Source organism: Nocardioides sp. YJ-D4 (assembly GCF_054031495.1).
This window is the reverse complement of the sequence record NZ_CM132932.1, coordinates 1,900,201-1,923,864: the sequence shown is the minus strand read 5'-3', so window position 1 is coordinate 1,923,864 and position 23,664 is coordinate 1,900,201. Positions and strand designations below refer to the sequence as shown.

Annotated in this window: 14 protein-coding genes; 6 read left to right on the top strand and 8 right to left on the bottom strand. The window is 66.9% G+C overall.

Going from position 1 to position 23,664, the window contains the following annotated elements; translation table 11 throughout:
• The first annotated feature begins 12 nt into the window (after positions 1-12).
• Complete coding sequence (locus ACW14X_RS09245; protein WP_457165406.1) at positions 13-1,911, top strand: amino acid transporter; 1,899 nt, start codon at positions 13-15, stop codon at positions 1,909-1,911.
• 3 nt (positions 1,912-1,914) lie between these two features.
• On the opposite strand, the gene ACW14X_RS09240 is transcribed toward ACW14X_RS09245, so the two are convergent.
• The 3 genes from ACW14X_RS09240 to ACW14X_RS09230 form a co-directional block, all read right to left on the bottom strand.
• A complete protein-coding gene (locus tag ACW14X_RS09240; RefSeq protein WP_457165405.1) occupies positions 1,915-2,583 on the bottom strand; it encodes a potassium channel family protein in 669 nt (222 codons plus the stop codon).
• A complete protein-coding gene (locus ACW14X_RS09235; RefSeq protein ID WP_457165404.1) occupies positions 2,576-3,934 on the bottom strand; it encodes a TrkH family potassium uptake protein in 1,359 nt (452 codons plus the stop codon). The genes ACW14X_RS09240 and ACW14X_RS09235 overlap by 8 nt, the downstream gene beginning before the upstream one ends.
• 63 nt (positions 3,935-3,997) lie before the next feature.
• The gene (locus tag ACW14X_RS09230; protein WP_160025142.1) at positions 3,998-4,369 is read right to left on the bottom strand and encodes a globin; all 372 of its coding nucleotides are present in this window, start codon (positions 4,367-4,369) and stop codon (positions 3,998-4,000) included.
• Between the two features lie 86 nt (positions 4,370-4,455).
• On the opposite strand from ACW14X_RS09230, the gene ACW14X_RS09225 reads away from it, so the two are divergent.
• Positions 4,456-4,881: an OsmC family peroxiredoxin gene (locus ACW14X_RS09225; protein ID WP_160025141.1), complete on the top strand. Its 426-nt coding sequence runs from the start codon at positions 4,456-4,458 to the stop codon at positions 4,879-4,881.
• Between the two features lie 60 nt (positions 4,882-4,941).
• Here the strand turns inward: ACW14X_RS09225 and ACW14X_RS09220 are convergent, their stop codons facing one another.
• On the bottom strand, positions 4,942-5,883 hold the full coding sequence (locus ACW14X_RS09220) for a mechanosensitive ion channel family protein (protein WP_160025140.1): 942 nt from the start codon (positions 5,881-5,883) through the stop codon (positions 4,942-4,944).
• Between the two features lie 120 nt (positions 5,884-6,003).
• Between ACW14X_RS09220 and ACW14X_RS09215 the strand changes: the two genes are divergently transcribed.
• On the top strand, positions 6,004-6,294 hold the full coding sequence (locus ACW14X_RS09215; protein ID WP_160025139.1) for a hypothetical protein: 291 nt from the start codon (positions 6,004-6,006) through the stop codon (positions 6,292-6,294).
• Between the two features lie 9 nt (positions 6,295-6,303).
• On the opposite strand, the gene helR is transcribed toward ACW14X_RS09215, so the two are convergent.
• Positions 6,304-8,532, bottom strand: a complete 2,229-nt coding sequence (gene helR, locus ACW14X_RS09210; protein WP_457165403.1) for an RNA polymerase recycling motor ATPase HelR — start codon at positions 8,530-8,532, stop codon at positions 6,304-6,306.
• Between the two features lie 198 nt (positions 8,533-8,730).
• On the bottom strand, positions 8,731-11,274 hold the full coding sequence (pepN, locus tag ACW14X_RS09205; protein ID WP_457165402.1) for an aminopeptidase N: 2,544 nt from the start codon (positions 11,272-11,274) through the stop codon (positions 8,731-8,733).
• Between the two features lie 201 nt (positions 11,275-11,475).
• Here pepN and ACW14X_RS09200 point away from each other — a divergent pair, with 201 nt between their 5' ends.
• The gene (locus ACW14X_RS09200) at positions 11,476-13,134 is read left to right on the top strand and encodes a CHAP domain-containing protein (RefSeq protein ID WP_457165401.1); all 1,659 of its coding nucleotides are present in this window, start codon (positions 11,476-11,478) and stop codon (positions 13,132-13,134) included.
• Positions 13,135-13,196: 62 nt separating this feature from the next.
• On the opposite strand, the gene ACW14X_RS09195 is transcribed toward ACW14X_RS09200, so the two are convergent.
• A complete protein-coding gene (locus tag ACW14X_RS09195) occupies positions 13,197-13,928 on the bottom strand; it encodes a L,D-transpeptidase family protein (RefSeq protein ID WP_457165400.1) in 732 nt (243 codons plus the stop codon).
• 135 nt (positions 13,929-14,063) lie between these two features.
• The gene (locus ACW14X_RS09190; RefSeq protein ID WP_457165399.1) at positions 14,064-14,318 is read right to left on the bottom strand and encodes a LysR family transcriptional regulator; all 255 of its coding nucleotides are present in this window, start codon (positions 14,316-14,318) and stop codon (positions 14,064-14,066) included.
• Between the two features lie 343 nt (positions 14,319-14,661).
• Between ACW14X_RS09190 and ACW14X_RS09185 the strand changes: the two genes are divergently transcribed.
• Positions 14,662-23,133 (top strand): DNRLRE domain-containing protein, encoded by an 8,472-nt coding sequence (locus tag ACW14X_RS09185; RefSeq protein ID WP_457165398.1) that lies wholly within the window; start codon positions 14,662-14,664, stop codon positions 23,131-23,133.
• Positions 23,130-23,468: a hypothetical protein gene (locus tag ACW14X_RS09180; RefSeq protein ID WP_457165397.1), complete on the top strand. Its 339-nt coding sequence runs from the start codon at positions 23,130-23,132 to the stop codon at positions 23,466-23,468. Before ACW14X_RS09185 ends, ACW14X_RS09180 begins: the two co-directional genes overlap by 4 nt.
• Positions 23,469-23,664 lie beyond the last annotated feature (196 nt).

Sequence of the window (23,664 nt, the reverse complement as noted above, 5' to 3'; positions counted from 1 at the left end):
AGCGTTGTCCTCGTGACCGCAGCGATCGCAGAGAGCGGCCGGGCGGCCGTCCCGGAGCCCACGGAGACCCCCGAGAAGAAGCATTCGTGGTGGCAGGTGATGTGCCTGACCGGTGTCGACTACTTCTCGACGCTGGGCTACCAGCCGGGCATCGCGGCGCTCGCCGCCGGGCTGCTGTCGCCGATCGCGACGCTGGTGCTGGTCGGGCTGACCCTGCTCGGTGCTCTTCCGGTCTACCGCCGCGTCGCGGCCGAGAGCCCGCACGGCCAGGGCTCGATCGCGATGCTGGAGCGGCTGCTGTCCCGATGGGGCGGCAAGGCGTTCGTGCTCGCCCTGCTCGGCTTCGCGGCCACCGACTTCATCATCACGATGACCCTCTCCGCCGCCGACGGCGCCGCGCACGTGGTGGAGAACCCGCTCTTCCCGTCCACGTGGCACGGGCACAACATGGTGATCACCCTGGTGCTGCTGGCCGCCCTGGCCGCGGTCTTCCTGAAAGGGTTCAAGGAGGCGATCGGGATCGCGGTCGCCCTGGTGGTCACCTTCCTCACCCTCAACGCCGTCGTCATCGCCGTCGGTCTGGTGCATGTGTTCAGCGACCCCAGCGTCTTCACCCGCTGGAACGACGCCCTCTTCGTCGAGCACGGCGACATCACGACGATGATCGCCGTCTCGCTCCTGGTCTTTCCCAAGCTCGCCCTGGGGATGAGCGGCTTCGAGACCGGCGTCGCGGTGATGCCGCAGGTCAGGGGCGGCAAGGGCGACACGGAGGAGAACCCTGCCGGCCGGATCCGGGGCACGAAGAAGCTGCTCACCGCGGCCGCCCTGACGATGAGCGTGTTCCTGATCGCCTCCTCCTGGGTGACCACCCTGCTGATCCCGGCCGAGGCGTTCGAGGAGGGCGGCGCGGCCAACGGCCGAGCGCTGGCGTACCTCGCCCACGACTACCTCGGCAGCGGGTTCGGCACCGTCTACGACGTCTCCACGATCCTCATCCTGTGGTTCGCCGGCGCCTCGGCGATGGCCGGTCTGCTCAACCTGATCCCGCGCTACCTGCCGCGCTACGGGATGTCACCGGAGTGGGCGGCAGCGACCCGGCCGCTGGTGGTGACCATCTCGGCCGCCGCCTTCCTGATCACCTGGATCTTCGACGCCGACGTGGACGCCCAGGGCGGGGCGTACGCGACGGGTGTGCTGGTCCTGATGCTCTCCGCGGCAGTCGCGGTGACCCTGGCCGCGCACAAGGCCGGCCAGCGGGTCCGGACGGTGCTGTTCGGCCTGATCGCGGCCGTGTTCGCCTACACCACGGTCTCGAACGTGATCGAGCGTCCCGACGGCGTCAAGATCGCCGCCTGCTTCATCGCCGCGATCATCGGGGTCTCGCTGGTCTCCCGGATCATGCGCTCTTTCGAGCTGCGGGTGACCGGCGTCGAGCTGGACAAGAGGGCCGAGACATTCCTGCGCGAGTGCGCCCGCCGCCAGATCCGGCTGATCGCCAACGAGCACGAGGGCACCGAGGGGCCCGAGGAGTACGAGGACAAGCTGCGCCAGATGGTCCTCGACAACGATCTGGCCGACGACGGCGACATCATCTTCGTCGAGGTCCTCGTCACCGACCCGTCCGACTTCGAAGGCACCCTGAAGGTACGCGGCGAGGTGACCGGACGCCGGCGGGTGTTGCGTCTGGAGGCACCGGCGGTGCCCAACGCACTGGCCGCCGTCCTGCTCCATGTCCGCGACGTCACCGGCGTGGTGCCGCACATCTACTTCGAGTGGACCGAGGGCAACCCGGCGGTCAACCTGCTGCGGTTCCTGTTCATCGGGGTCGGCGAGGTCGCCCCGACCACGCGCGAGATTCTGCGCCGTGCCGAGCCGGACAGGTCACGCCGGCCGCATGTGCACGTGGGGTGAGGGTTAGAGCCGTGCGAAGGCCTCGACCTTGTGCTGCGGCCCGGAGACGACGATCTCGTCGTCGGCGCGGATGACGGTCTCGGGCGTCGTGTAGGTGAACCTGCCCCCGGCAGGTTTGACGCCGACGACGGTGACTCCGTAGTTCTGCCGGACCCCGACGCCGGTGAGGCTGCGGTTGTGCAGCGCGGCCGGCGGCCGGGTCTTGACGAAGACGTACCCGTCGTCGAACTCGATGTAGTCGAGCATCCGCCCACGGACGAGGTGGGCGACGCGCTGCCCCATGTCGTGCTCGGGACGGACGACGCGGTGCACCCCGATCTGGGAGAGGATCCGGGCATGAGGTGCGCTGATCGCCTTCGCCCAGACGTTGCGTACGCCGAGGTGGACGGCGACGGAGGCGGTGAGGATGCTCGCCTCGATGTCGGTGCCGATGGCCACGACCACGGTGCCGAACTCGCTCAGGCCGAGCTCCCGCATCGCGTCCTCGCTGGTGGTGTCGGCCTCGACCACGTGGGTGAGCAGGCCGGCGTGCTCCTGCACCGTTCGCGGGTTCATGTCGGCGGCGAGGACCTCCTCGCCCTCCTCGACGAGCTCCAGGGCGAGGGCGCTGCCGAACCGGCCGAGGCCGAGCACAGCGACTCCGCCGCGGGTGGTGGTGTCTTTCCTAGCCAATGAGGGGCCGTCCTTCCGGGAAGCGGTGCAGGCGCTCGCGGTCGCGGAGCGCCAGTGCGGAGACGAGGGTGATCGGGCCGATCCTGCCGACGAACATCATCGCGATGAGGACGAGCTGACCGCCCGAGGGCACGTCGTAGGTGAGGTTGGCCGACAGGCCCACGGTGGCGAAGGCCGAGACCGCCTCGAAGAGCACCTGATGGGTGGGTGCCTCGACCAGATGGAGCAGGGCGATGGTGCCGGAGACCACGAAGCCGACCGAGAGCAGCGCGACCGTGAGCGCCTGACGGATGGCGCGCGGGTCGATGCGCCGGTCGAAGGCCTCGACCTCGGCCTGGCCGCGCACCTCGGCGAGGATGACGAAGAAGAGCAGCATGAACGTGGTGATCTTGAGGCCACCTGCGGTGCCCGCAGACCCGCCTCCGATGAGCATCAGCACGTCCGTGCCGAGCAGGGTGCCCTCGTTCATCTGCTCGTAGTCGAGGCTGTTGAACCCGGCCGTACGCGTCATGGTGCTCTGGAAGAAGCCGGCCAGCACCTTCCCCGGGGTGCTCAGCGCCCCGAGGGTGTCCGGGTTGCGCCACTCCGTGGCGATGAAGAACACCGTCCCGATGAGCAGCAGGCCGATGGTGCCGGTGACGGTCATCTTCGTGTGGAGGCTCCACATCCGTACCTTCGTACGCTGCAGCAGCTCCAGCCACACCGGGAACCCGAGGCCGCCGGCGATCACGGCGACGACGATCGGCAGACAGATCCAGGGGTCGTCGACGTAGCCCATCAGGTTGTCCGACCGCAGCGCGAAGCCGGCGTTGTTGAAGGCGGAGATCGAGTGGAAGACCCCGTCGTAGGCGGCCCGTTCGAGGGAGGAGCCGTAGCCGAGCCAGAACCGCAGCATCAGCGGGATCGCGATGATCAGCTCGATGACCAGGCTGATCCCGACCACGCCTTTGACCACGCTGCGTACGTCGCCGAGGCCGGAGCTGGTGTGCTCCACGGCGGCGGTGAGCCGAAAGCGCAGCCCGAGGCGGCGGAAGACGATCAGCGCCAGCAACGAGGCGAGGGTCATGATCCCGATCCCGCCGACCTGGATCAGCCCGAGGATGGTGACCTCGCCGAACGTCGACCAGTAGGTCGGGGTGTCGACCACGACCAGACCGGTGACGCAGACCGCGCTGGTTGAGGTGAACAGCGCGGTCAGGAACGGCGCGTGGCCGGGCTCCGTGCGGGCCACCGGGAGCATCAGGAGCAGCGTGCCGATCAGGATCGCGACCGCGAACCCGGCGACGACCACCTGGCCCGGATGGCGCAGCAGCGGTCGTGGACGGCGCGCCCGACGGATAGGGGAGCTCATCGACACGGGCGCCACTCTAGAGGCACGGCACGGGCCGGCAGGGCGAGCGGGGCCGCCGGAGGGTCAGCTGGGGGTGTTGATCATGAAGTTCGCGGCGTGCTCGGCGTACGCCCAGAACTGCGCGTCCTGCTCCGGGGTCAGTCCGGCGGCGTCGAGGCCCTCGCGGAAGTGCTGGAGCCAGCGGTCGCGGGCCTCCGAGGTGACCTCGAACGGGGCGTGACGCATCCGCAGCCGCGGGTGGCCACGCTGCTCGGAGTAGGTCGTCGGGCCGCCCCAGTACTGAGCCAGGAAGAGCGTCAGCCGCTCCTGTGCCGGACCGAGATCCTCCTCGGGATACATCGGCCGCATCAGCTCGTCGGTCGCCACGCCCTCGTAGAACTTGGCCACGATCGTGCGGATGGTGTCCATCCCGCCGATCTCCTCATAAAACGTCACTGAGCCATTCTTCCACGCGGGTCCGCGCTCGCCTGCCGTGGCAGGATCGGGGGCGTACGCATTCACACGAACTTTGGGAGATAACGATGGCCACCACCCGCACCGCCACCACCGTCTGGGAGGGCTCGCTCTTCGAGGGCGCCGGCAAGGTGACGCTGGACTCCTCGGGCCTGGGGACCTACGACGTCTCGTGGCCGGCCCGCACGGAGGCGCCCGGCGGCAAGACCAGCCCCGAGGAGCTCATCGCCGCGGCCCACTCCTCCTGCTTCTCGATGGCCTTCTCCAACGGTCTGGCCCAGAACGGCACCCCGCCGACCAGCCTGCAGACCAGCGCCGAGGTCGAGTTCACCCCCGGCAAGGGGATCACCGGCATCAAGCTGACCACGCGTGGCGTGGTCGAGGGCCTCGACAACGATGCCTTCGTCAGGCTCGCCGAGGAGGCCAAGGCCGGCTGCCCGGTCAGCCAGGCCCTCACCGGCACCACGATCACCCTCGACGCCGCCCTCGCCTGAGATCTCGCCTGAAATGTGGTGATGCCCCGGCTCAAGCCGGGGCATCACTGGCGGCGTACGTCAGGCCGTCTGCTCCTCGGCGGCGGCCTTCTCCTCGCGGTGCCAGATGACCCGCTGCGGGAACGGCATCTCGATGCCCTCGTAGTCGAGGCGGGCCTTGATCCGCTGGCGCATCTCGCGCGCGATCGCCCACTGCTTGAGCGGCAGGGTCTTGATCAGCACCCGGAGCGTGATGGAGTCGGCGGCCAGCGCCTCGACGCCGGTGACCTCGGGCTCCTCGATGATCTGGCCCTTGAAGTCCTCGTCGACCCACAGGTCGTGGGAGACCTCGCGCAGCACGCGCTGCACCTTGTTGAGGTCCTCGTTGTAGCCGACGCCGACGTCGATGACGGCGCGGGCCCAGTTCTGGCTGTGGTTGCCGACGGTGAGGATCTCGCCGTTGGGGATGTACCAGACCGTGCCGTCGAGCGAGCGCAGCCGGGTGATCCGCAGCGTCACGGCCTCGACGGTGCCGCTGATGTTGTTGACCTCGATGCTGTCACCGACGCCGTACTGGTCCTCGATGATCATGAAGATGCCGGACAGGTAGTCCCGCACCAGCGACTGGGCGCCGAAACCGAGCGCCAGACCGACGATTCCGGCCGAGGCGATGATCGGGGCGATGTTGATGCCGAGCTCGTCCAGGATCATGGTGGCGAAGATCGCGACCAGGACGCCGGTGACGACGCTCTTGAGCAGCGAGCCGATCGCCTGGCCGCGCTGGCTGCGGCGGGAGGACGCGAAGGTGGCGTCGCCCGCATCGTGCGTCTTGGTGATCTTGCTGGCGAGCGTGGGCGCCTCGACGGTGCGGCTGACGATCTTGTCGATCACCCGGTGGAGGATCCAGCGCAGCACGAGCGCCAGCACGATCAGGCCGAGGATGCGCAGGGGGATGCCGATCACCCATTCGCCGAGCGTCGACCAGGAGACCGAGACCAGTGGGGGGTTCGGGGGGATGGACATGGGTTCCAGTATCCAAGCCGTTCAAGGTCGACGGCCAATCCCCGGCCGGGCATCGACTCCCGCCGCGGCGACGAGGGGCAGAGATGAGAACCACGATGTACGCCGGTTAGTATCTGCCCCGTGAGCAACCAGATCCTGCGCCGCGCCGGCCTCCTCGGCGCCTCCGCCTCCGCCGCCGTCGTCGCCTCTGTTGCTACCGCCGGCCCCGCCAGCGCCGAGGTTCCCAACGGCTGGCCGGTCGCCGAGGAGATGACCGCCTCCGGTCTGCTCCTGCTCATCCTGCTCATCCCGGTGATCCTGATGGTGGTCATCTCCCTCCTGGTGCTCCTGCCGGGTGTGTTCCGCGGCGAGGGGCTGCTGCCCAAGCCCCACAAGGCCGAGGACGACAACCTCCCCGCCGCGACGCACTGACCGGTTCGGTCAGCTGAGAATGGCCAGCTGCTGGGTCGCCCGCGTCATCGCGACGTAGCGGTCCACGGCACCCTCGATCCCGGTCCCGTACGTCTCGGGGTCGATGAGGACGACCAGGTCGAACTCGAGCCCCTTGGCGTGCTCGGGGCTCAGGCGGCGTACCCGGCCTTCGTTCAGGTCCTGTGAATCAGCCGCGATGACGCAGGCGATGCCCTCCTCGTGCTCGACCAGCCAGGTGTCCAGGATCACATCGAGCTCGTCGACCGTGCCGTGGTGCACCGGGATCCCGGAGGCACGGATCGACGTGGGCACGTTCGCGTCGGGAAGTGCGGCGCGGATGACCGGCTCGGCCTCGGTCATCACCTCCTCGGGCGTGCGGTAGTTGATGCTCAGGCCGGCCATCTCGATCCGGTCCAGGCCGACGCGCTCGAGCCGCTCCTGCCACGACTCGGTGAACCCGTGCCGCGCCTGGGCGCGGTCGCCGACGATCGTGAAGCTGCGTGAGGGGCAGCGGCTGATCAGCATCTGCCACTCGGCGTCGGTCAGCTCCTGCGCCTCGTCGACGACGATGTGCGCGAACGGCCCGGCGTACGGGTCGAGCTCCTCCGGCTCCCGCACCGAGTCGTCGAGGAGGGCGGTGCGCAGGTCCTGTCCGCGCAGCATCGACATCACCTTCATGTCGGAGTCGTCGTGGCTGATCAGGTCCGAGACGACCGCCGCCTTCGCCTTCCGGTCGGCGGCCGCCGCTGCCTTCTGCGCGCTCCGGCGCCGCGAGGCGTCGGGGTCGCCGAGTCGGCGGTGGGCGGCATCGAGCAGCGGCAGGTCAGCCTCGGTCCAGGCCTTCGGGTCCTCGCGCTGCAGCGTCTTCACCTCCTCCGGAGTGAGCCAGGGCGCGCACATCCGCAGGAACGCCGGCACCTCCCACAGATCCCCGACGATGTCGGCCGGCCGCAGCCGCGGCCAGACCTCGCCGAAGACGTCGAGCAGACCGGCGTTGGTCTCCAGCGATGCACGCAGGGCGTCGGTCGCGTCCTCGTCGACGAGGCCGTACGCGTCGAACTCGTCCTCCTCCTGGTCCGCGTCGCCCCAGTCGTCGAGATCGGCGTCATAGTCGCGGTCGGGGTCGGCTCCGGTGTTCTCCTGGATCCTCTCGGTCACGATCTTCAGCAGCGCCTCCCAGACCTGGTCGCGGGCGTCGTTGTGCGGCGTACCCTGCTCGGCCGCGGCGATCGCCTCGGCCCAGTCGCCGGTGCTGATCACCGCGTCGCCGTAAGGCGTCTCGACCAGCGTGGGCTTCGACGGTGGCTTCTCGTAGAGCGCCACCGCCGGCTCGATCGCCGCGACCATCCGGGCGTCGGCCTTGAGCCGGGCGACCTCCTTGTCCGTCTCCGGCGCCAGCGAGGCACCCTCGGGCACCATCCGGCGCAGCGTGGTGGTGCGTACGCCCTCCTCGCCCAGGCTTGGCAGCACGTCCGCGACATAGGAGAGGTAGGGCTCGTGCGGCCCCACGAACAGCACCCCACCCTTGCCCTCGCCCAGGCGCGGGTCGGAGTAGAGGAGGTACGCCGTGCGGTGCAGCGCCACGACGGTCTTGCCCGTCCCCGGACCGCCGTCGACCACCAGAGCGCCGCGCGAGGACGCTCGGACGATGGCGTCCTGGTCGGCCTGGATGGTGCCGAGCACATCGCGCATCCGCGGGGAGCGGCTGCTGCCGAGCGTGGCGATGAAGGCCGACTGGTCATCGAGGGCCGCGTGCCCCTCGAGCCCTTCGGCGGTGAAGACCTCGTCCCAGTAGTCGGTGATCCGCCCGTTGGTCCAGCGGTAGCGGCGCCGGCTCAGCAGCCCGCGGGGGTCGGCGTGCGTGGCTGCGAAGAACGGCTCCGCGGCCGGCGACCGCCAGTCGACCAGCAGCCTCTTCCCGTTGTTGGCCGTCAGACCGAGCCGCCCGATGTAGATCGTGGTGCCGGCGTCCGTGACGATCCGCCCCAGGCACAGGTCCAGGCTGAACCTGCGCAGCATCCGCAGCTGCCCACCGATCCGGTGCACCTCCAGGTCGCGATCCATCGCCTCCTGCCCGTGCCCGCCCGGGCGGCGGCGTACGTCATCCAGCCGTTCGTTCAGCTCGGAGATCTGCTCCTCGAGACTCTCCGCGATGGCAGCGAAGTGCTGCTCGTCCTCAGCGATCAATGCCGGGTCCGCCTTGGCGTCGTGACGGCCCGCGAGATCGAATGCTTGCAACGTTGAATCCCCTGTCTGATCAGGCCTTTTACCTGTTCGAGGAGGAGATTCTGCCCCAAGCCGGGGGCCTTGCGGCAAGCCCCTATGTGCGCTATAAAGTTGTTAGTGGAAGGGGGGATCTCCCTTCCATTCGTGGTTTTCGAGCAGATACCGAAGGGCCCCGGAAGCAGGTGCTTCCGGGGCCCTTCGGGTGTGGTGCTACTGAGCGTCGCGCTCCTGAGCGGCGAGGGCGCGGGCGACCTCGTCACGTCCCTCGCGGACGTACCGCTTCGCGGCCGGCTCGGCGGGGGAGGTCTCGAGCCACTTGTCGGCCTTCTCCAGAAGCTCCGGGGAGGCGGCCGGCTTCGGGAAGATGAACTCCAGCACCGTCGAGGCGCGGTGGGTGCCGAGGTGCTCCCAGAGAGTGTCGGCGGCCTCGAAGTAGCGGTCGACGAAGGGCGCCAGCACCTCGTCCTGCCCGCCACGCTGGAACGAGAGCACGATCGAGCGGGCGGTCTCGTTGGCTACGTCGGTGCGGACGACGACCGACTCCCAGGCAGCCTCCTTGGCCTCGGCGGTCGGCTGCGCGGCGCGGGCGGCGGCAGCCTTCTCCTGGCCGGAGATGGTGTTGTCGCGCTCGAGCTCGGCAGCGATCTCGGCCTCACCGAAGGTGCCCGAGGCGGCCAGGCCGGTGACGAGCGCCCAGCGCAGGTCCTGGTCGATGTCGAGACCGTCGAAGGCCAGGTCGCCGGAGAGCAGGCCCTTGAGGTCGGCGATCGCGGCCTCGGAGCGGGCGGCTGCGGCGTACGTCCGGGCGAAGGTCAGCTGGTGGTCGCTGCTCGGCGCGGCGGCCTCCAGCAGCTCCCTCAGGCCGGTCTCCCAGCGCGCCTTGAGGGCGTCGCGGTTGGCCGGAGCCGAGAAGGAGCCCACCGCCTGGGCGGCGAAGACCGGGATCCGGGTGACGCCCCAGGCGTCGGTCTCCTGGCCGATGTTGGCGAGCACGAGCTCGACGAAGTCGCTCGCCCGCATCTCCGCGTCGCGGGTCATGTCCCATGCCGCGCCCCAGATCAGCGCGCGCGAGAGCGAGTCGCCCAGCGCGGACAGCGACGACAGCGCGGTGGCCAGCGAGCGCTCGTCGAGCCGGATCTTGGCGTACGTCAGGTCGCCCTCGTTCAGCAGCAGCAGGTCGGGCTGCTTGACCCCGGCCAGCTGCGGAACCTCGGTCAGCTCGCCGGTGACGTCGATCTCGAACGCGTCGCGACGCACGAGCGCGCCGTCGACGAGGTCGTAGAGGCCGAGGCCGATGCGGTGACGGCGGAGCGTCGGGTAGTCGGCGGCGGCCGACTGGCGCACGGCGAAGGCGGCGTACGAGCCGTCCTCGGCGAGGGTGAACTCCGGTGCGAGGGTGTTGACGCCGGCGGTCTGCAGCCACTCCTGGGCCCAGCCCTGGAGCTCACGCCCGGAGGCGGCCTCGAGGTGGCGCAGCAGGTCCTTGAACTCGGAGTTCCCGTAGGCGAACTCCTTGAAGTAGGCCTTCAGGCCCTCCAGGAACGGCTCCAGCCCGACCCACGCCACGAGCTGCTTCAGGACGGAGGCGCCCTTGGCGTAGGTGATCATGTCGAAGTTGACCTCGACGGCCTGCAGGTCGTAGTTGTCCGCCGCGATCGGGTGCGTCGTGGGCAGCTGGTCCTGGCGGTAGCCGGTCTGCTTGCGGGCATTGGTGAAGCCGGTCCAGGCGTCGGTGAACTCGGTCGCGTTGGCCTGGGCGTGGTAGCAGGCCCACTCGGCGAAGGACTCGTTGAGCCAGAGGTCGTCCCACCACTTCATGGTGACCAGGTCGCCGAACCACATGTGAGCCATCTCGTGCAGGATCACCGAGGCGCGGAAGTCGTAGAAGGAGCGCGGCTGCTTGGAGCGCGGCAGGTACTCGTCGCGCAGCGTCACGGCGCCGGCGTTCTCCATCGCGCCCATGTTGTACTCCGGCACGTAGAGCTGGTCGTACTTCCCGAAGGGGTAGGGGAAGTCGAAGGCGTCCTCGAAGAACTCGAAGCCCTGCTTGGTGATCTTCACGACCTCGTCGCGGTCGAGGTGGGGGACCAGCGACTGGCGGCAGTAGTGACCCAGCGGGATGGTGCCGAACTTGCCCTCGTAGACGTCCTGGACCTCGTGGTACTCACCGGCGATCAGCGCGGTGATGTAGGTCGACATCTTCTTGGTGGGCTCGAAGTCCCAGGTCGCGCGGCCGTCGCCGAGCGGCTTCGGCTCGGGGGTGACGGCGTTGGAGACGACCTTCCAGCCCTCGGGAGCGGTCACGTGGAAGGTGAAGACGGACTTGAGGTCGGGCTGCTCGAAGGTGGTGTAGACGCGGCGGGCGTCGGGGACCTCGAACTGGGAGTAGAGGTAGACGCGGTCGTCGGCGGGGTCGACGAAGCGGTGCAGGCCCTCGCCGGTGTGGGAGTAGGTGCAGTCGGCCTTGACCACGAGCACGTTCTCGGCCGCCAGGCCGTCGAGGAGGATCCGGGAGTCCTGGTACGCCACCGCGGGGTCGAGCGCCACGCCGTTGAGCGTGATCTCGTGGACCGTCGCGCCGACCAGGTCGGCGAACGTCGAGGCTCCGGCCTCGGTGGAGGTGAAGGTGATCGTCGTCGTCGAACCGAAGGTCTCAGCACCCGTGGTGAGGTCGAGTTCGATGTCGTACGAGAGGACGTCGAGGAGTGCGGCCCTAGCGGTGGCTTCGGCGCGCGTCAGATTGGTTCCAGGCATGGCTGGATCCTCTCACTGCGCCCGGAATTCGAGACATTTATATCGCCGTTGTTGCCCGTTCTTGGGAGTCGCTGAGCGTGAAAAGTAAAAATACAGTGTTGTAATTCCGACACACCGGTATCAATGGTTGACAACTTTCTCTAGGGTGCTCATGTGCCCCTCAAGTCACAGAAACACCAGTATTCACAGGAGTCGCGCCAGGTGGGGAAGCCTGGCGGGGCGCTGCGCCGGGCCTTGGTCACCGGCGCGGTTCTGCTGCTCGTCGGCCTCGGTGTGCAAGTCATCCCCAAGTTGGCATCACCGGCGCACGCGGGCTCGATCACGCTCTGCTCCGGCTTCTCGGACTGCCGCAGCAAGGGCTACTCCACCGGCGGGTACGAGAGTGCGTGGGGGAGCATGTACTGGCGGATGTACGCCGGTCGGAACTGCACCAACTACGTCGCGTACAAGCTGATCCAGACCGGCTTGCCGAACGCTCGCCCCTGGTCGGGCGAGGGCAACGCCACCAACTGGGGCGTCGCGCTGAGCAGGCTGACGAACCGGACGCCGACCGTCGGCTCGGTCGCCTGGTGGCACTCCTCGCACCCGAGCGCGAGCCGCTTCGGGCACGTCGCGATCGTCGAGAAGGTCGGCGCGGACACGATCACGATCTCGGAGTCGAACTACGGCAGCGACATCAGCTGGCGCCGGATCGGCAAGGACTCGGTGAACTACCCGACCGGGTTCATCCACTTCAACGACCAGCGCCTCTCGGTCACCAAGCGGCCCACGGTCGAGGGCACGGCACAGGTCGGCAAGGCGGTCACCGTCAACACCGGCTCGTGGAGCCCGAACCCGAACAAGATCCGCTACCAGTGGATCGTGAACAAGAAGCCGATCCCGGGTGCGACCAACAAGACCTTCCGTATCCCCGGCCACCTCGCCGGCAAGCAGATCGCGGCAGTGCTCACCGGCACCCGCCGGGACTACAGCGAGGCCAGGACGATGAGCGAGATCCTGCCGCCGATCAAGCAGGGCACGTTCAAGGTGCTGGCACAGCCGAAGATCAGCGGCACCCAGAAGGTCGGCTCGACGATCTCCGTCGGCGGCGCCGACTACGAGCCGTCGGCCAAGATCGGCGAGGTCAGGTGGTACGCCGACAAGCAGCTGATCACGCGCACCAAGTCCCGTTTCCTGAAGGTGCCCGCAACGGCCTCCGGGAAGAGGATCGGCGCGGTCGTCGTCGGTGTCCAGGAGGGCTACCGTCCGAAGCACTCGTACGCCTTCGCCGACACGCTCGTCGGCGGTGGCAAGGCTCCGCAGCAGCCGGCAGAGCCGCCGAGCGGCGGCGAGCTGACGCAGACCGAGGCCGGCTTCGTGAAGGGCGGCACTCGTCTCGGCGGCCTGATGCAGGTCGACCCGGGCGGCTTCAGCGAGACGGTCGACGTCTCCTACCAGTGGACGCGTGAAGGCACGCCGATCTCCGGAGCGACGACCGAGAAGTACCGTCCGACCGAGGCCGACGTGAGCCACCGTCTCAGCGTCACCGTGGTCGCCCGTTCCAGCAGCGGCCAGACGCTGACCAAGACGTACGGCCCCAGCGGCCGGGTCCGCGTCAAGCCGAGCGTCAAGGTCACCGCGACCGGCGGCTCCCGGGAGGCGAAGGTGGCGGTCGAAGTCATCGCGCCGGGCTACCTGCCCACCGGGACGGTCAAGATCACGACCAACGGCGGACGTACGGTCACGAAGACGCTCAGCGGTGGGGAAGCCGGCGTCACCTTCGTCAAGCTCCCCGCGGGCGAGTACGCCGTCACCGCCGCCTACAGCGGCGACGAGGTCGCCTACTGGGCCAGCGGCGGTGACTTCACCACCGTCAACTGATCACATGGCTGTGGGCCGGAGCGATCCTCGCTCCGGCCCACGGTGCTGTCTTCACGGCTAGGTCAGGCGCCGATGGCGATGACGGGCTTCTTGGTGGGGTCGAGAAGGCTGAAGTACTCCTTCATCATCCAGCGCGGGACGCTCACGCATCCGCCGGTCGCACCCGAGCCGTTGACGTGCAGGAAGATCCCGGCGCCGCGGTAGCGAACCGGGTTGTCGTAGTTGTACTTGATGACGACCGCGTACTCGTACTGCGTCGGGTAGGCCGCGAGCCGCTCGGAGCTGTTCACGTCGCTGGCCGGGAGCGAGTAGCGGAAGCCGCCCTGGGACTTGAGGCGGTAGCGGTTGTAGTAGGCCGAGTTGTTGTCCTGGACCCAGTAGGACTCGCTGGTGATCTTGGTGTGAGCCAGCTTCTGCGTGGTCGCCTTGGCGTGGGTGCCGAAGGTGGACATCAGACTGAAGGTGCCCATCGGGGTCGTGCTGGTGCCCTGCTTGCGCTGGTCGCGCGCCACGAGCCCGCCGGAGCCGATCCGCCCGTTGGCCGTCATGAACTTCTGGGTCCACTTCCCGTCGGCCTTCACCCAGAATCGGACATTGGCGTACGTCCCTGAGGTCCGGTTCACGGTGACGACCTGCGTGCCACCGTAAGGAACGGCCACCGAGACGCCGTCGAGGACCACCGTCGTCGCGGCGCCGGCGTTGGAGGGCAGAAGGGAGAACATGGCAGCGGCGGTCGCAACGACAGCGACGACACCGCCGACCAGACCTGTTCTCCGGTCGATCGAGAGTCTCACGAGACTTTTTCCTTGCGCATGGGGGATGGTCCGATCCGAGCGATCGGACCGCGGAAGCCTACTGGGGTATGAAAGGGCTTACCTGTCGGTAGCGGTAACGAGTCCGGAACAAATCGCTCCGGCCGCCGTCGTGGGTCAGGCGGCCTGCTCGAGGTTGAGCACCTCATCCGTGGTGGCGAGGATCTGCCGGAATTTCTGGATTCGCTTCTCGCCGGCCCTGGTGAGCGTCCCGCGAGCATCGCTGGCGAGGAGCTTGACCCCGGTCGCGGTCTCGAGGTTGGAGATGCGCTTGCGCAGCCCCTGCCGGGTCATGTTCTGGGCTCGCGCGGCGGCTTCGACGCTACCGAGCTCGACTGCCGCGACGAGCGCCTTGATCCAGATGGTGTGCATTGGTGGTGGTCCTCCCTGAGTGGACGCCGAGATCCCCGCCGAGTGTGGGGCGGGGGTATCTAAGCCGATTCCGGAGACATTCGGAAGTTTGGTGCGATTGTCGGCCGGTAGGTGGCACGAAGCAGTCGCTGAGAAGGTCAAAGCGCAACAGTTTGTTGTCGAAAGTGGCGCCGTCGCGACCCGAACGTAAAGATCCGACTCTGCACATGTGCGTACCGGGACGGGCATAGGCATCCCCCACTTGTTGAGCCTGCAGGAGTGCGTCATGGGCCGTCTCGGTCGCCTTGGTCGTCTGTTCACTTCGTTTGATTTCGTACGCCGCGCTGTTCGACAAGCCGCGCTGGTGGCGGTCACGGCGGTGGCGCTGGTGCTGGGCGTGCTTGCGCCGATCTCGCCAGCCTCGGCGAAGGACAACGTCTCGGAGGCGGACGCCGCGGCGGCCCGTGAGGCAGCCTCCGCACCTGAGCAAGACGATGACGACGGTGGCTGGTTCGGCGGACTGTTCGGTGGCGACGATGACGAACCGGCGGACGAACGCGCCGATGACGACGACCTCGATCCGGCGCCGGTGACCAAGGGCTCGTCGGTCAAGGACCGCAAGCACAAGTCCACCTTTGGGCATGCGCCCAAGTACGACCCGAAGGCGAAGCGGGTCAAGGAGCTGACGTCGAAGCGCAGCGAGAGCGCCCGGTACTGGCGCCTCAGCGACGGCCGCACTCAGGCCGAGCTCTCGGCCGAGCCGACGTCGTACAAGGCGGGTTCCGGGAAGGACGCAGACTGGAAGGCCATCGACACGACGGTCGGCACCTCGGCTGACAAGGCGTTCGTGTTTGCGAACACGACCAACAGCGGTCGTTCGTGGTTCTCGGACCGGCCCGAGGACCTGGTGAAGTTCGCCGCCCCTGAAGGTCAGACCGCAACCCTGGGGCTCGACGGGATCGAGGCGAAGAGCCTGAAGCCAACGGCGAAGGGGTCGAAGGTCGCCTATGCGGATGCGTTCGGCGAGGGCACCGACCTGGAGTACGTCACCGGCCCAGGTCGTGTCCAGGAGTTCATCGTCCTGGACAAGGCCCCGGCCAAGGGCACCAAGCAGCTGGTCTACACCTTCACCCTGGACGTCTCGAAGGACCTCTACCCGGTCGAGCACAAGGATGGGTCGATCGGCATCTACGGCGAGCTCGCGCACTCCCCGGTGATGGTCATCCCGGCCGCGTACATGACCGACGAGAAGAAGGACGCTTCCTCGCCGTACGGCACTTCCTACTCGGGCAAGGTGAAGCAGCGTCTCCTGGACGAGGACGGCACGTGGAAGGTCGAGCTCAAGCCCGACATGGAGTGGCTGACCTCGGCGGAGCGTGAGGGCGAGATCCGAATCGACCCGACGATCACGATCACCCCGAATGCGTCGGCGTCCCAGGACGCGATGGTGATCTCGACGACGCCGGACACGAACTACAACACCACCTGGAAGCTGTCGGTCGGTGCCGGGTCAGGCGGGTTGAAGGCGCGGTCGCTGATCAAGTTCCCGCTGACGGAGATCCCGGCGAACACGACGATCACGTCGGCAACGATGGAGCTCTACTTCGACCAGGCGCACGAGACGAACAGCAATGCGGTCGATGTCCAGGTGCGTCGGGCGCTGAGCGCCTGGACCGAGTCGGCGGCGACCTGGAACAACACCATGAGTCTGGTCTCGACCTTCGTGAACGACACGGTGACCAAGCCGGTTAATCAGTTCAACACCTGGCACAAGTTCAACCTCAAGCAGCCGGTTCAGAACATTCTGAACGGGAGCGTCGAGAATCACGGGTTCGTGCTGCGGGCGGCCGACGAGTCGAGCACGGCGCCGTTGGGCGGTCCGCGGTATGAGGCGGGCGACGGCGACTACGGCGGGGAGACCTCGACGCTGCCGCGGTTGACGGTGACGTACGGCAAGGTCGGCACCGCACTCGACTCGCCGCAGGTAGTTCATGGCACGGGCCCAGAACTGACTTGGCCGGTGTATGTGAACAGCACGGGTTCGAGCAGTGACGACATCGTCGAGTACCAGTTGCACCGATCGACGAAGCAGGCGTTCAACCCGTCCGCGGCGACACTGGTCGCGCCGATCAGTGCGTCGGCGACGTCGTTCACGGACACGACCGCGACCCCGACAGCGGATTCTTCTGAGAGCGAGATCGGCCGCAGCTACTACTACCAGATCGTCGTCAAGACCAAGGCGAACGAGCTGATCGGTTCACCGACGCGTCTGGTCGGTGTGCCGAAGGCGGGTCGGACGATGCGTCTGATCCAGGGCCCGAGCCAGGTCACCGACACCACGTTGTCGTCAGCGAAGCCGACCACGAATCTGGACACGCTCAACCTGTACGGTCCCCAAGCGTGGCTTTCGGTCGGCAACTCGTCGCCGACCTATGGCGACGCGCGCGCCCTGATGAAGTTCAACACGACACCGATTCCGACCACGGCGACGGTGTTGGAGTCGCGGTTGTTCATGTGGGGCGCGGAGACGACCACTGGCACCGACGGCGCGACCTATCAGTTGCGTCGAATGACCGCAGGGGCGTGGACCGAGACCGGCGCGACCTGGAACACGACGAACGGCACGACGGCGTGGACGACGCCGGGCGGTGATTTCGGTCCGAACCCAGCCGACACCGTGGGCTCGGTGGCCGAGGTCGGCCGCCACTGGTGGGACGCCACGCTCATGACCCAGAACTGGGTGACCACCCCTTCCGGCAACCGGGGCGCATTGGTCAAGCTCGCCGACGAGACCAGCACCGGCCCGCAGGAGCGAACGCAGTGGCTCTCCGCGGAGGCCCCGGACTGGCAGCTCGGACCGCTCCTTCGGGTCATCTATGTCGACGCAACACCCGAGGACACCTACTACGCCCCGTCGACCCCGACCCGCGTCGCCGCCGGCACCACCGCCACGGTGCCGGTGACGGTCACGAACACGACCGCGGCCAGCTGGCCGGCTGGCACGGGCACGAGCGGCAAGGTGCTCACCTACTCGTGGCAACTGCCTGACGGGACCGATGTCACCGGAACCACGAAGCTGAAGACGACCCTGCCCGCCGCGCTGGCGCCGGGCCAGTCCCAGACCGTGTCGGCGAAGGTCAAGGCCCCCGCCGACTCCGACACCGACAACGTACGCACCGACTACACGCTGACCTGGAAGGCCGAAGACGCCGCCACGGGCGCTGTCGCGACGCCGGGGTTGAAGCAGGAGGTTGCGGTCGAGGAGCCGACCTCCGATCAGCTGGGTCTGGAGTCGTTCTACTCCTATGTCGGGAAGAACACCGGTGCTGGCGGCACCTTGATGGGCAACGTCGCCTCTGGCAACGCGGTCTGGTCCTATGACGCGTTCTCGAACCCGGGTCGTGGCCTGTCGACGTTTGCCCGGTTCGCGTACAACTCTCAGGACACCTCCGACACGGTCCTCGGTTTCGGCTGGTCCGGTCAGATTGCCGGGATCACGCGCCTGGGTGCTCCGTTGGACTTCCACCCGAATCCGAACCCGACCGAGATCCGTCTCCCGGACGGTGACGGTACTACGCATCTGTTCAAGAAGGACTCCACGACGGGTGCGTGGGTCGCGCCGAAAGGCGTGAACTACCGCCTCACTCCGAAGGCCGGCCTGGATTGCACCCCGGAGAAGGACCCGATACCGGACGCCTGGACGCTGCTGCGCCCCGACGGCACGCGCTTCATCTTCGGTTGTGACGGCTACATGACCAGCTCGGTGGACAAGAACGGGAACACGCAGACGTTCACCTACGCCGAGCGCAAGTCCAACAACCAGCCGCGGAAGTTCCTGACCTACATAACCGACCCCGCAGGCCGTCGCTCGCTGAATGTTGAGTACTGGGAGAAGGGTCAGACCGGTTACACCTACGTCGACGCCGCGACCGGCAACCTGGTCACCGACGCCGGGAAGCTGTCGAACTCGAAGATCTATGACCACGTCAAGGCGATCACCGACATCTCGGGTCGCCGGGTCGAGTTCTACTACACGACCCAGGGTCTGATGGGCCGGATGATCGACGGTGCCGGCGCGAAGGACGCCTCTGGGGCATCGATTGCGAAGACGTTCAAGTTCACCTACGACGCCGACCAGGGCAACAAGAACGTCAAGCTCACCAAGATCACCGACCCGCGCGGCAACTCCACATCGATGGACTACTACGCCCCGTCGCAGGGCGATGACCCGAAGGACCACTGGTCCCTGCAGACGATCACCGATCGTCTGAGTCACGCCACGACCTTCGACTACGTCACCAACGCGACCACCAACACCTGGGTCGACACCACGGTCACCGATTCCGAGACTCACGCGACGAAGTACGTCTCCGACGACCTCGGCCGACCCCGGAGCGTGACGAACGCGAAGGACCAGAAGGTCGAGCTGACCTGGGACGGCGACAACAACACCCGGACCCTGACGGAGGCCAACGGCGCGGTCACGGCCTACTGCTACGACCCGAAGACCGGCTACCCGATCTGGCAGCGTGACCCGGAGCAGAACAAGGCCCACGGCGGTGCCCCCGCCGCCTCCGAGTGTGCCGCGGGTCAGACCGCAGCGACCGCCCCCGCCGGCTCGAGCGTGTATGAGTACGCCACTCGTGCCGACGGCTACGCGGCCGACATCTTCCGCACCACCAGCCCCGCCGGCCGAAAGAACCAGTTCTCGTACGACTCCTACGGCAACCTGCTCACCGTCACCGATGGCAAGGGCTTGGCCACCACCACCGCTGGCGACTACACCTCGACCTACACGTACGACTCGTTCGGGCAGTTGCTGACGGCCACCGACGCGAACGAGCACGTCACGAAGTACCGCGACTACACCCCAGTGGGTTACCCCACGACGACCGAGGACGCCAAGAGCAACATCTCCACCACGACATACGACGTGCGCGGCCTGGTCACCAAGGTCCAAGACCCGCTCGACGGTGTCGTCACGCAGGCCTACGACGCGTTCGGTCGCCCGCTCGCCGGCACCACGAAGGTCTCCACCGAGCGCACGATCACCACCCCGGCGCCCGTCTTCGACGCGAACGACAACGTCACGGCCTCCACCGCGCCCAACGGTGCAGTCTCGACGGCGACCTACGACGCCGCTGACCAGGTGACCGAGTCCACCGCACCCAAAGACACCTCCTCGAGCGCGGCTCGTGTCTCGAAGTTCACCTACGACACGGTCGGGAACCTGCTCAAGGCCACCGAGCCGAAGGGCACCGCGACCACCGATGCCGGTGACTTCGTCACCAGCTACTTCTACGACGCGATCTATCAGCAGAGCGCTGTCGAGAACGCCAACGGTGACCGGATCGAGTACGACTACGACACCGTCGGCAACGTCGTCGAGGTCCGCGACCCGTCCAAGACGAAGTCAACCGACACGACCGACTACACGTCCAAGACGACCTATGACCTCAACCACCAGCCACTCACGGTCAAGGACGCGGAAGGGAACACGACCAGCACCGACTACGACGCCGATGGTCTGACCCTGTCGACGACCAACGCCGCAGGTCACACCGCCTACACGTCCTATGACGAGCGCGGTGCCCGGATCGAGACCAAGACCCCGTGGACCGGCACCGGCGACGCCACCGTCTACCGGACCACCCGGTATGCGTACGACGAGGTCGGCAACACGACCCGGATCACGACCCCGCGCGGTTCGCAGACCGCGAACGAGGACGACTTCGTCGCCCGCACGACCTACGACGAGCTCAACCGTCCGGTTCGCTCCTACCAGCCCTACGACCCCACTGACGCGCGTTACAACGACCCGAACGTCTACACCGAGACGACCTATGACGCCGTCGGCCGAGCGGTCAAGACCAGTCTGCCGTCCTCGGACGGCCAGACGGTCCGCAACGACACGACGGTCGACTACTACGCCAACGGTTGGATCAAGGCCTCGACCGACGCGTGGGGGATCAAGACCCGCTACGAGTACGACGACCTCGGCGCGCAGACTGCCCGCACTCTGACCTCGGCGGACGGCTCCGCCTCACGCACGATGACGTGGGCTTACTTCCCCGACGGGAAGCTCAAGGCGAAGTCGGACGACGGTGTCCCGGTCGGTTCGCACTCGGTGGTCACCGACGACGACACCAGCGGCCTGTTCGCTGCGACCGGCACGTGGACCAAGGCGTCTGCGACCGGTCAGCAGGGCACCAGTCACCGCACCCATGCTGCAGCCACGGGGTCGACGGACAAGTTCACCTGGACGCTTGATGTTCCCGCGGACGGCTCTTACACACTTGCAGCCGCCTGGCCGCAGGTCTCGGGCACGGCGACGGACGCCAAATTCACCCTGAACCACGGGGACGGCGCGGGTACGGACGTGAACTTCACGGCCAACCAGACCACCGGCGCGGCCGCGTGGAACACCCTCGGCAAGGTCACCCTCACCAAGGGTGAGAAGGTCACCGTCGCTCTCGCCCCCTCGGGCACCGGCACCGTGGTGGCTGACTCGGTCCGGCTCGTGCGTGACAACGCCGCTGACACGGATGCTGAGGACAAGGCATTCGCGTACGGCTATGACCTCAACGGCAACCTGACCGACATCACCGACACCTCGCGCGGCACCGCGAAGAACGCTGACGCCTACGCGATGGCCTATGACGGGCTGAACCAGATCAAGTCGGTCCGCGAGGACCTGGCGGGGTCGCCGGCGGCGACCACGTCCTACACGTACAACAACCTGGGCAAGCCGCTTACGGTCGCGCACCCGGACCAGGCCTCGGACTACGTCTACAACGACCCAAGGAACCTGCTCACCAAGGTCACCGTCGACGACCTCAACGACACCAAGGCCGCGAAGGTCACCAACTACACCTACGACAGCCTCGGTCGTCAGAAGACGATCACCAAGGGCAACGGCAACGTCACCACCAACGCCTTCCAGGCCGACGGCGCGCTCAAGAGCATGCTCGAGGAGACGTCTGCGGGTGCTCTGGTCGCCTCTCACGCCTACACCTACGACGCCAACGGCAACCAGCTCGAAGACGTCGCTTCCAAGCGCAACGCCGATGACGCCTCCGCGACCTTTGACTCGACCACGACGTACGTCTATGACCCGGTCGACCGGCTGTCGAAGAAGACCAAGACCGGTCACGGCGCCGCCACGGAGACCTATGTTCACGACGCGAACGCGAACGTGATCCAGCAGTCTGTGGGTGGCACGAGCACGTCGTTCAACTACGACCGCAACCGACTCCTCTCCTCGACCGTCGATGGTCAGACCGCGTCGTACCGGTATGACCCCTTCGGTCGCCAGACCAGTGTCGTGGGCGGCGGGAAGACGATCTCCCGAACCACCTATGACGGTTTCGACCACATCAAGGTCGCCGAGCAGGCGAACGACGCGGGTGTCCTCGAGGCCACCCGATACACCTACGACCCGCTGGACCGGACCGCATCCAAGACCACGTCCGGGACGGACGGGAAGACGACCGACTACACCTATCTCGGCCTGTCCCAGGAGGTCCTGGGCGAAGAGGTCGCCGGTGAGCTGACGAAGTCCTATCAGTATTCCCCGTGGGGTCAGCGGCTCTCTCAGGTCACCCACCAGGCCGACACCGAGGGGGGTGTCGAGGCAGGGGAGACCGGCTACTTCGGGTACAACGCCCACACCGACGTCGAGACGGTCACCGATGATGCCGGCAAGACGGTCGCGACCTACGGGTACACGGCTTACGGGGAGAACGACGAGGCCGAGTTCACTGGCATTGACAAGCCCGATGCGGCGAATCCGGAGCAGCCTGGCGATGAGTCGTTCAACGCCTACCGGTTCAACGGCAAGCGCTGGGACGCAGGTTCCGGGACCTACGACATGGGGTTCCGCGACTACAACCCCGGCCTGAACACCTTCACCACCCGTGACATGTACAACGGCGCCCTCGCCGACATGGGCCTGGGGACCGACCCATTCACGTCGAATCGGTACGCCTTCGCCGCGGGGAACCCGATCTCCGGAATCGAATATGACGGGCACATCCTCCTTGACTCGCCGGGCGGCGGAGGCGATGCACCCGCACCGACGAACTCGGCCGGATGCGGCACTTGGGGCCTCCCGGCCTGCAACGCAGACTCCGAGCCGAAGGTCAATCCTGCTGTCGAGGGAATGGTCTCAACCGGAGACGGAGGCGATGCTCTCGGTGGCGCGGCGAACTCAGCGATTGGGATCTCCGAACTGACTCCGTTCGCGGGCCTGGTGAACGCGCTTGGCCTCGACGACTTTGCCAGGGACACGGTCAATGAGGAGTTGGACGTTGACACCACCACCAACGCCTACGCCGCCGGCGGGATCACCTTCGACGTTGCCACTGCGTTCGTCGGTGGCGGCGGTGGGCTTGCGGCCAAGGGCACAAAGACGTTGGCAAGTGGGGCTTCGAAGGCGGGAGAAGGCGCCTCGAACGTTGTATATCGTGCACTGAACTCGTCTGATGCAACGTCCGTTGCGCGCGGTGAGGGTCTCACTGCGAAGAACCCGGGCGGGACTTGGTCACTCGCTGAACATCTAGTGGGTGGGTCGTCGCGAAAATCCTGGGCAAACGACCCCTGGATCTCGACGACTAAAGTGCGCGGGGTCGCCGAAGGGTTCAACGCGTCGGGGAGTAACCTCGGCGTCGTAGCGATTGACCTGGATAGGATCACATCGACGGTGGCGGAGGGTTGGAAGATTTATCCGCGGCTCAACGGTGTCGACGGACTGCCGTACCATTACTCGGTGTGGCAGCAGGAGGTTTCGGTGTTCCAGCACATTCCACAGGATGCAATTAGGGGCTTCGTTCAGTGAGTAACAACGCAGAAATTGAGAGTCGCCTTGATCATTTGACAACCGAGATTCTACTTCCCCTCCGGGCTTCCAAAGAGCTCAATGAAGCGCGAATCGAGGATCTATCTCGTCTGGTCGACGATCTCATTCTTGATCTCAACGGGGCGCCTCAAATATCGACGACTCTCGCCGGGAAGTTGTGGTTTGTATTCACTCAAATGCTAAGTGAAGCAGACCATTCTTCGGCGCGAGAGAGGATTCTGGATGCGGCGTGGCGCTATGAAGGCCAACTGGAGCGAATCTTTGGACCGTTCTATTCTTCAGCGCCGCCGACACCTGGTGTTCCCCGATACTGAGAAGGCCTTGGGCCTGTTGCTCGTACCCATGAATCGGATACAAGGATGCGACAAGAGTTCACGGATCAGGGGCGCGGTAATTCCGGATGGATGAATGGGTTTTGCATTTGTAGGAAGTGACTGGCGCTACGCCTGTGGCGGCGGCGATTCCTTGGGGGCGAGTTTGAAGCAAGCCTTGGGGTGACCCCTGCCTGAC

Bases quoted from the DNA above. Each gene is read 5' to 3' on its own strand.
- ACW14X_RS09235 (WP_457165404.1), bottom strand. From the start codon at position 3,934: ATGAGCTCCCCTATCCGTCGGGCGCGCCGTCCACGACCGCTGCTGCGC.
- ACW14X_RS09225 (WP_160025141.1), top strand. From the start codon at position 4,456: ATGGCCACCACCCGCACCGCCACCACCGTCTGGGAGGGCTCGCTCTTC.
- ACW14X_RS09220 (WP_160025140.1), bottom strand. From the start codon at position 5,883: ATGTCCATCCCCCCGAACCCCCCACTGGTCTCGGTCTCCTGGTCGACG.
- pepN (WP_457165402.1), bottom strand. From the start codon at position 11,274: ATGCCTGGAACCAATCTGACGCGCGCCGAAGCCACCGCTAGGGCCGCA.
- ACW14X_RS09190 (WP_457165399.1), bottom strand. From the start codon at position 14,318: ATGCACACCATCTGGATCAAGGCGCTCGTCGCGGCAGTCGAGCTCGGT.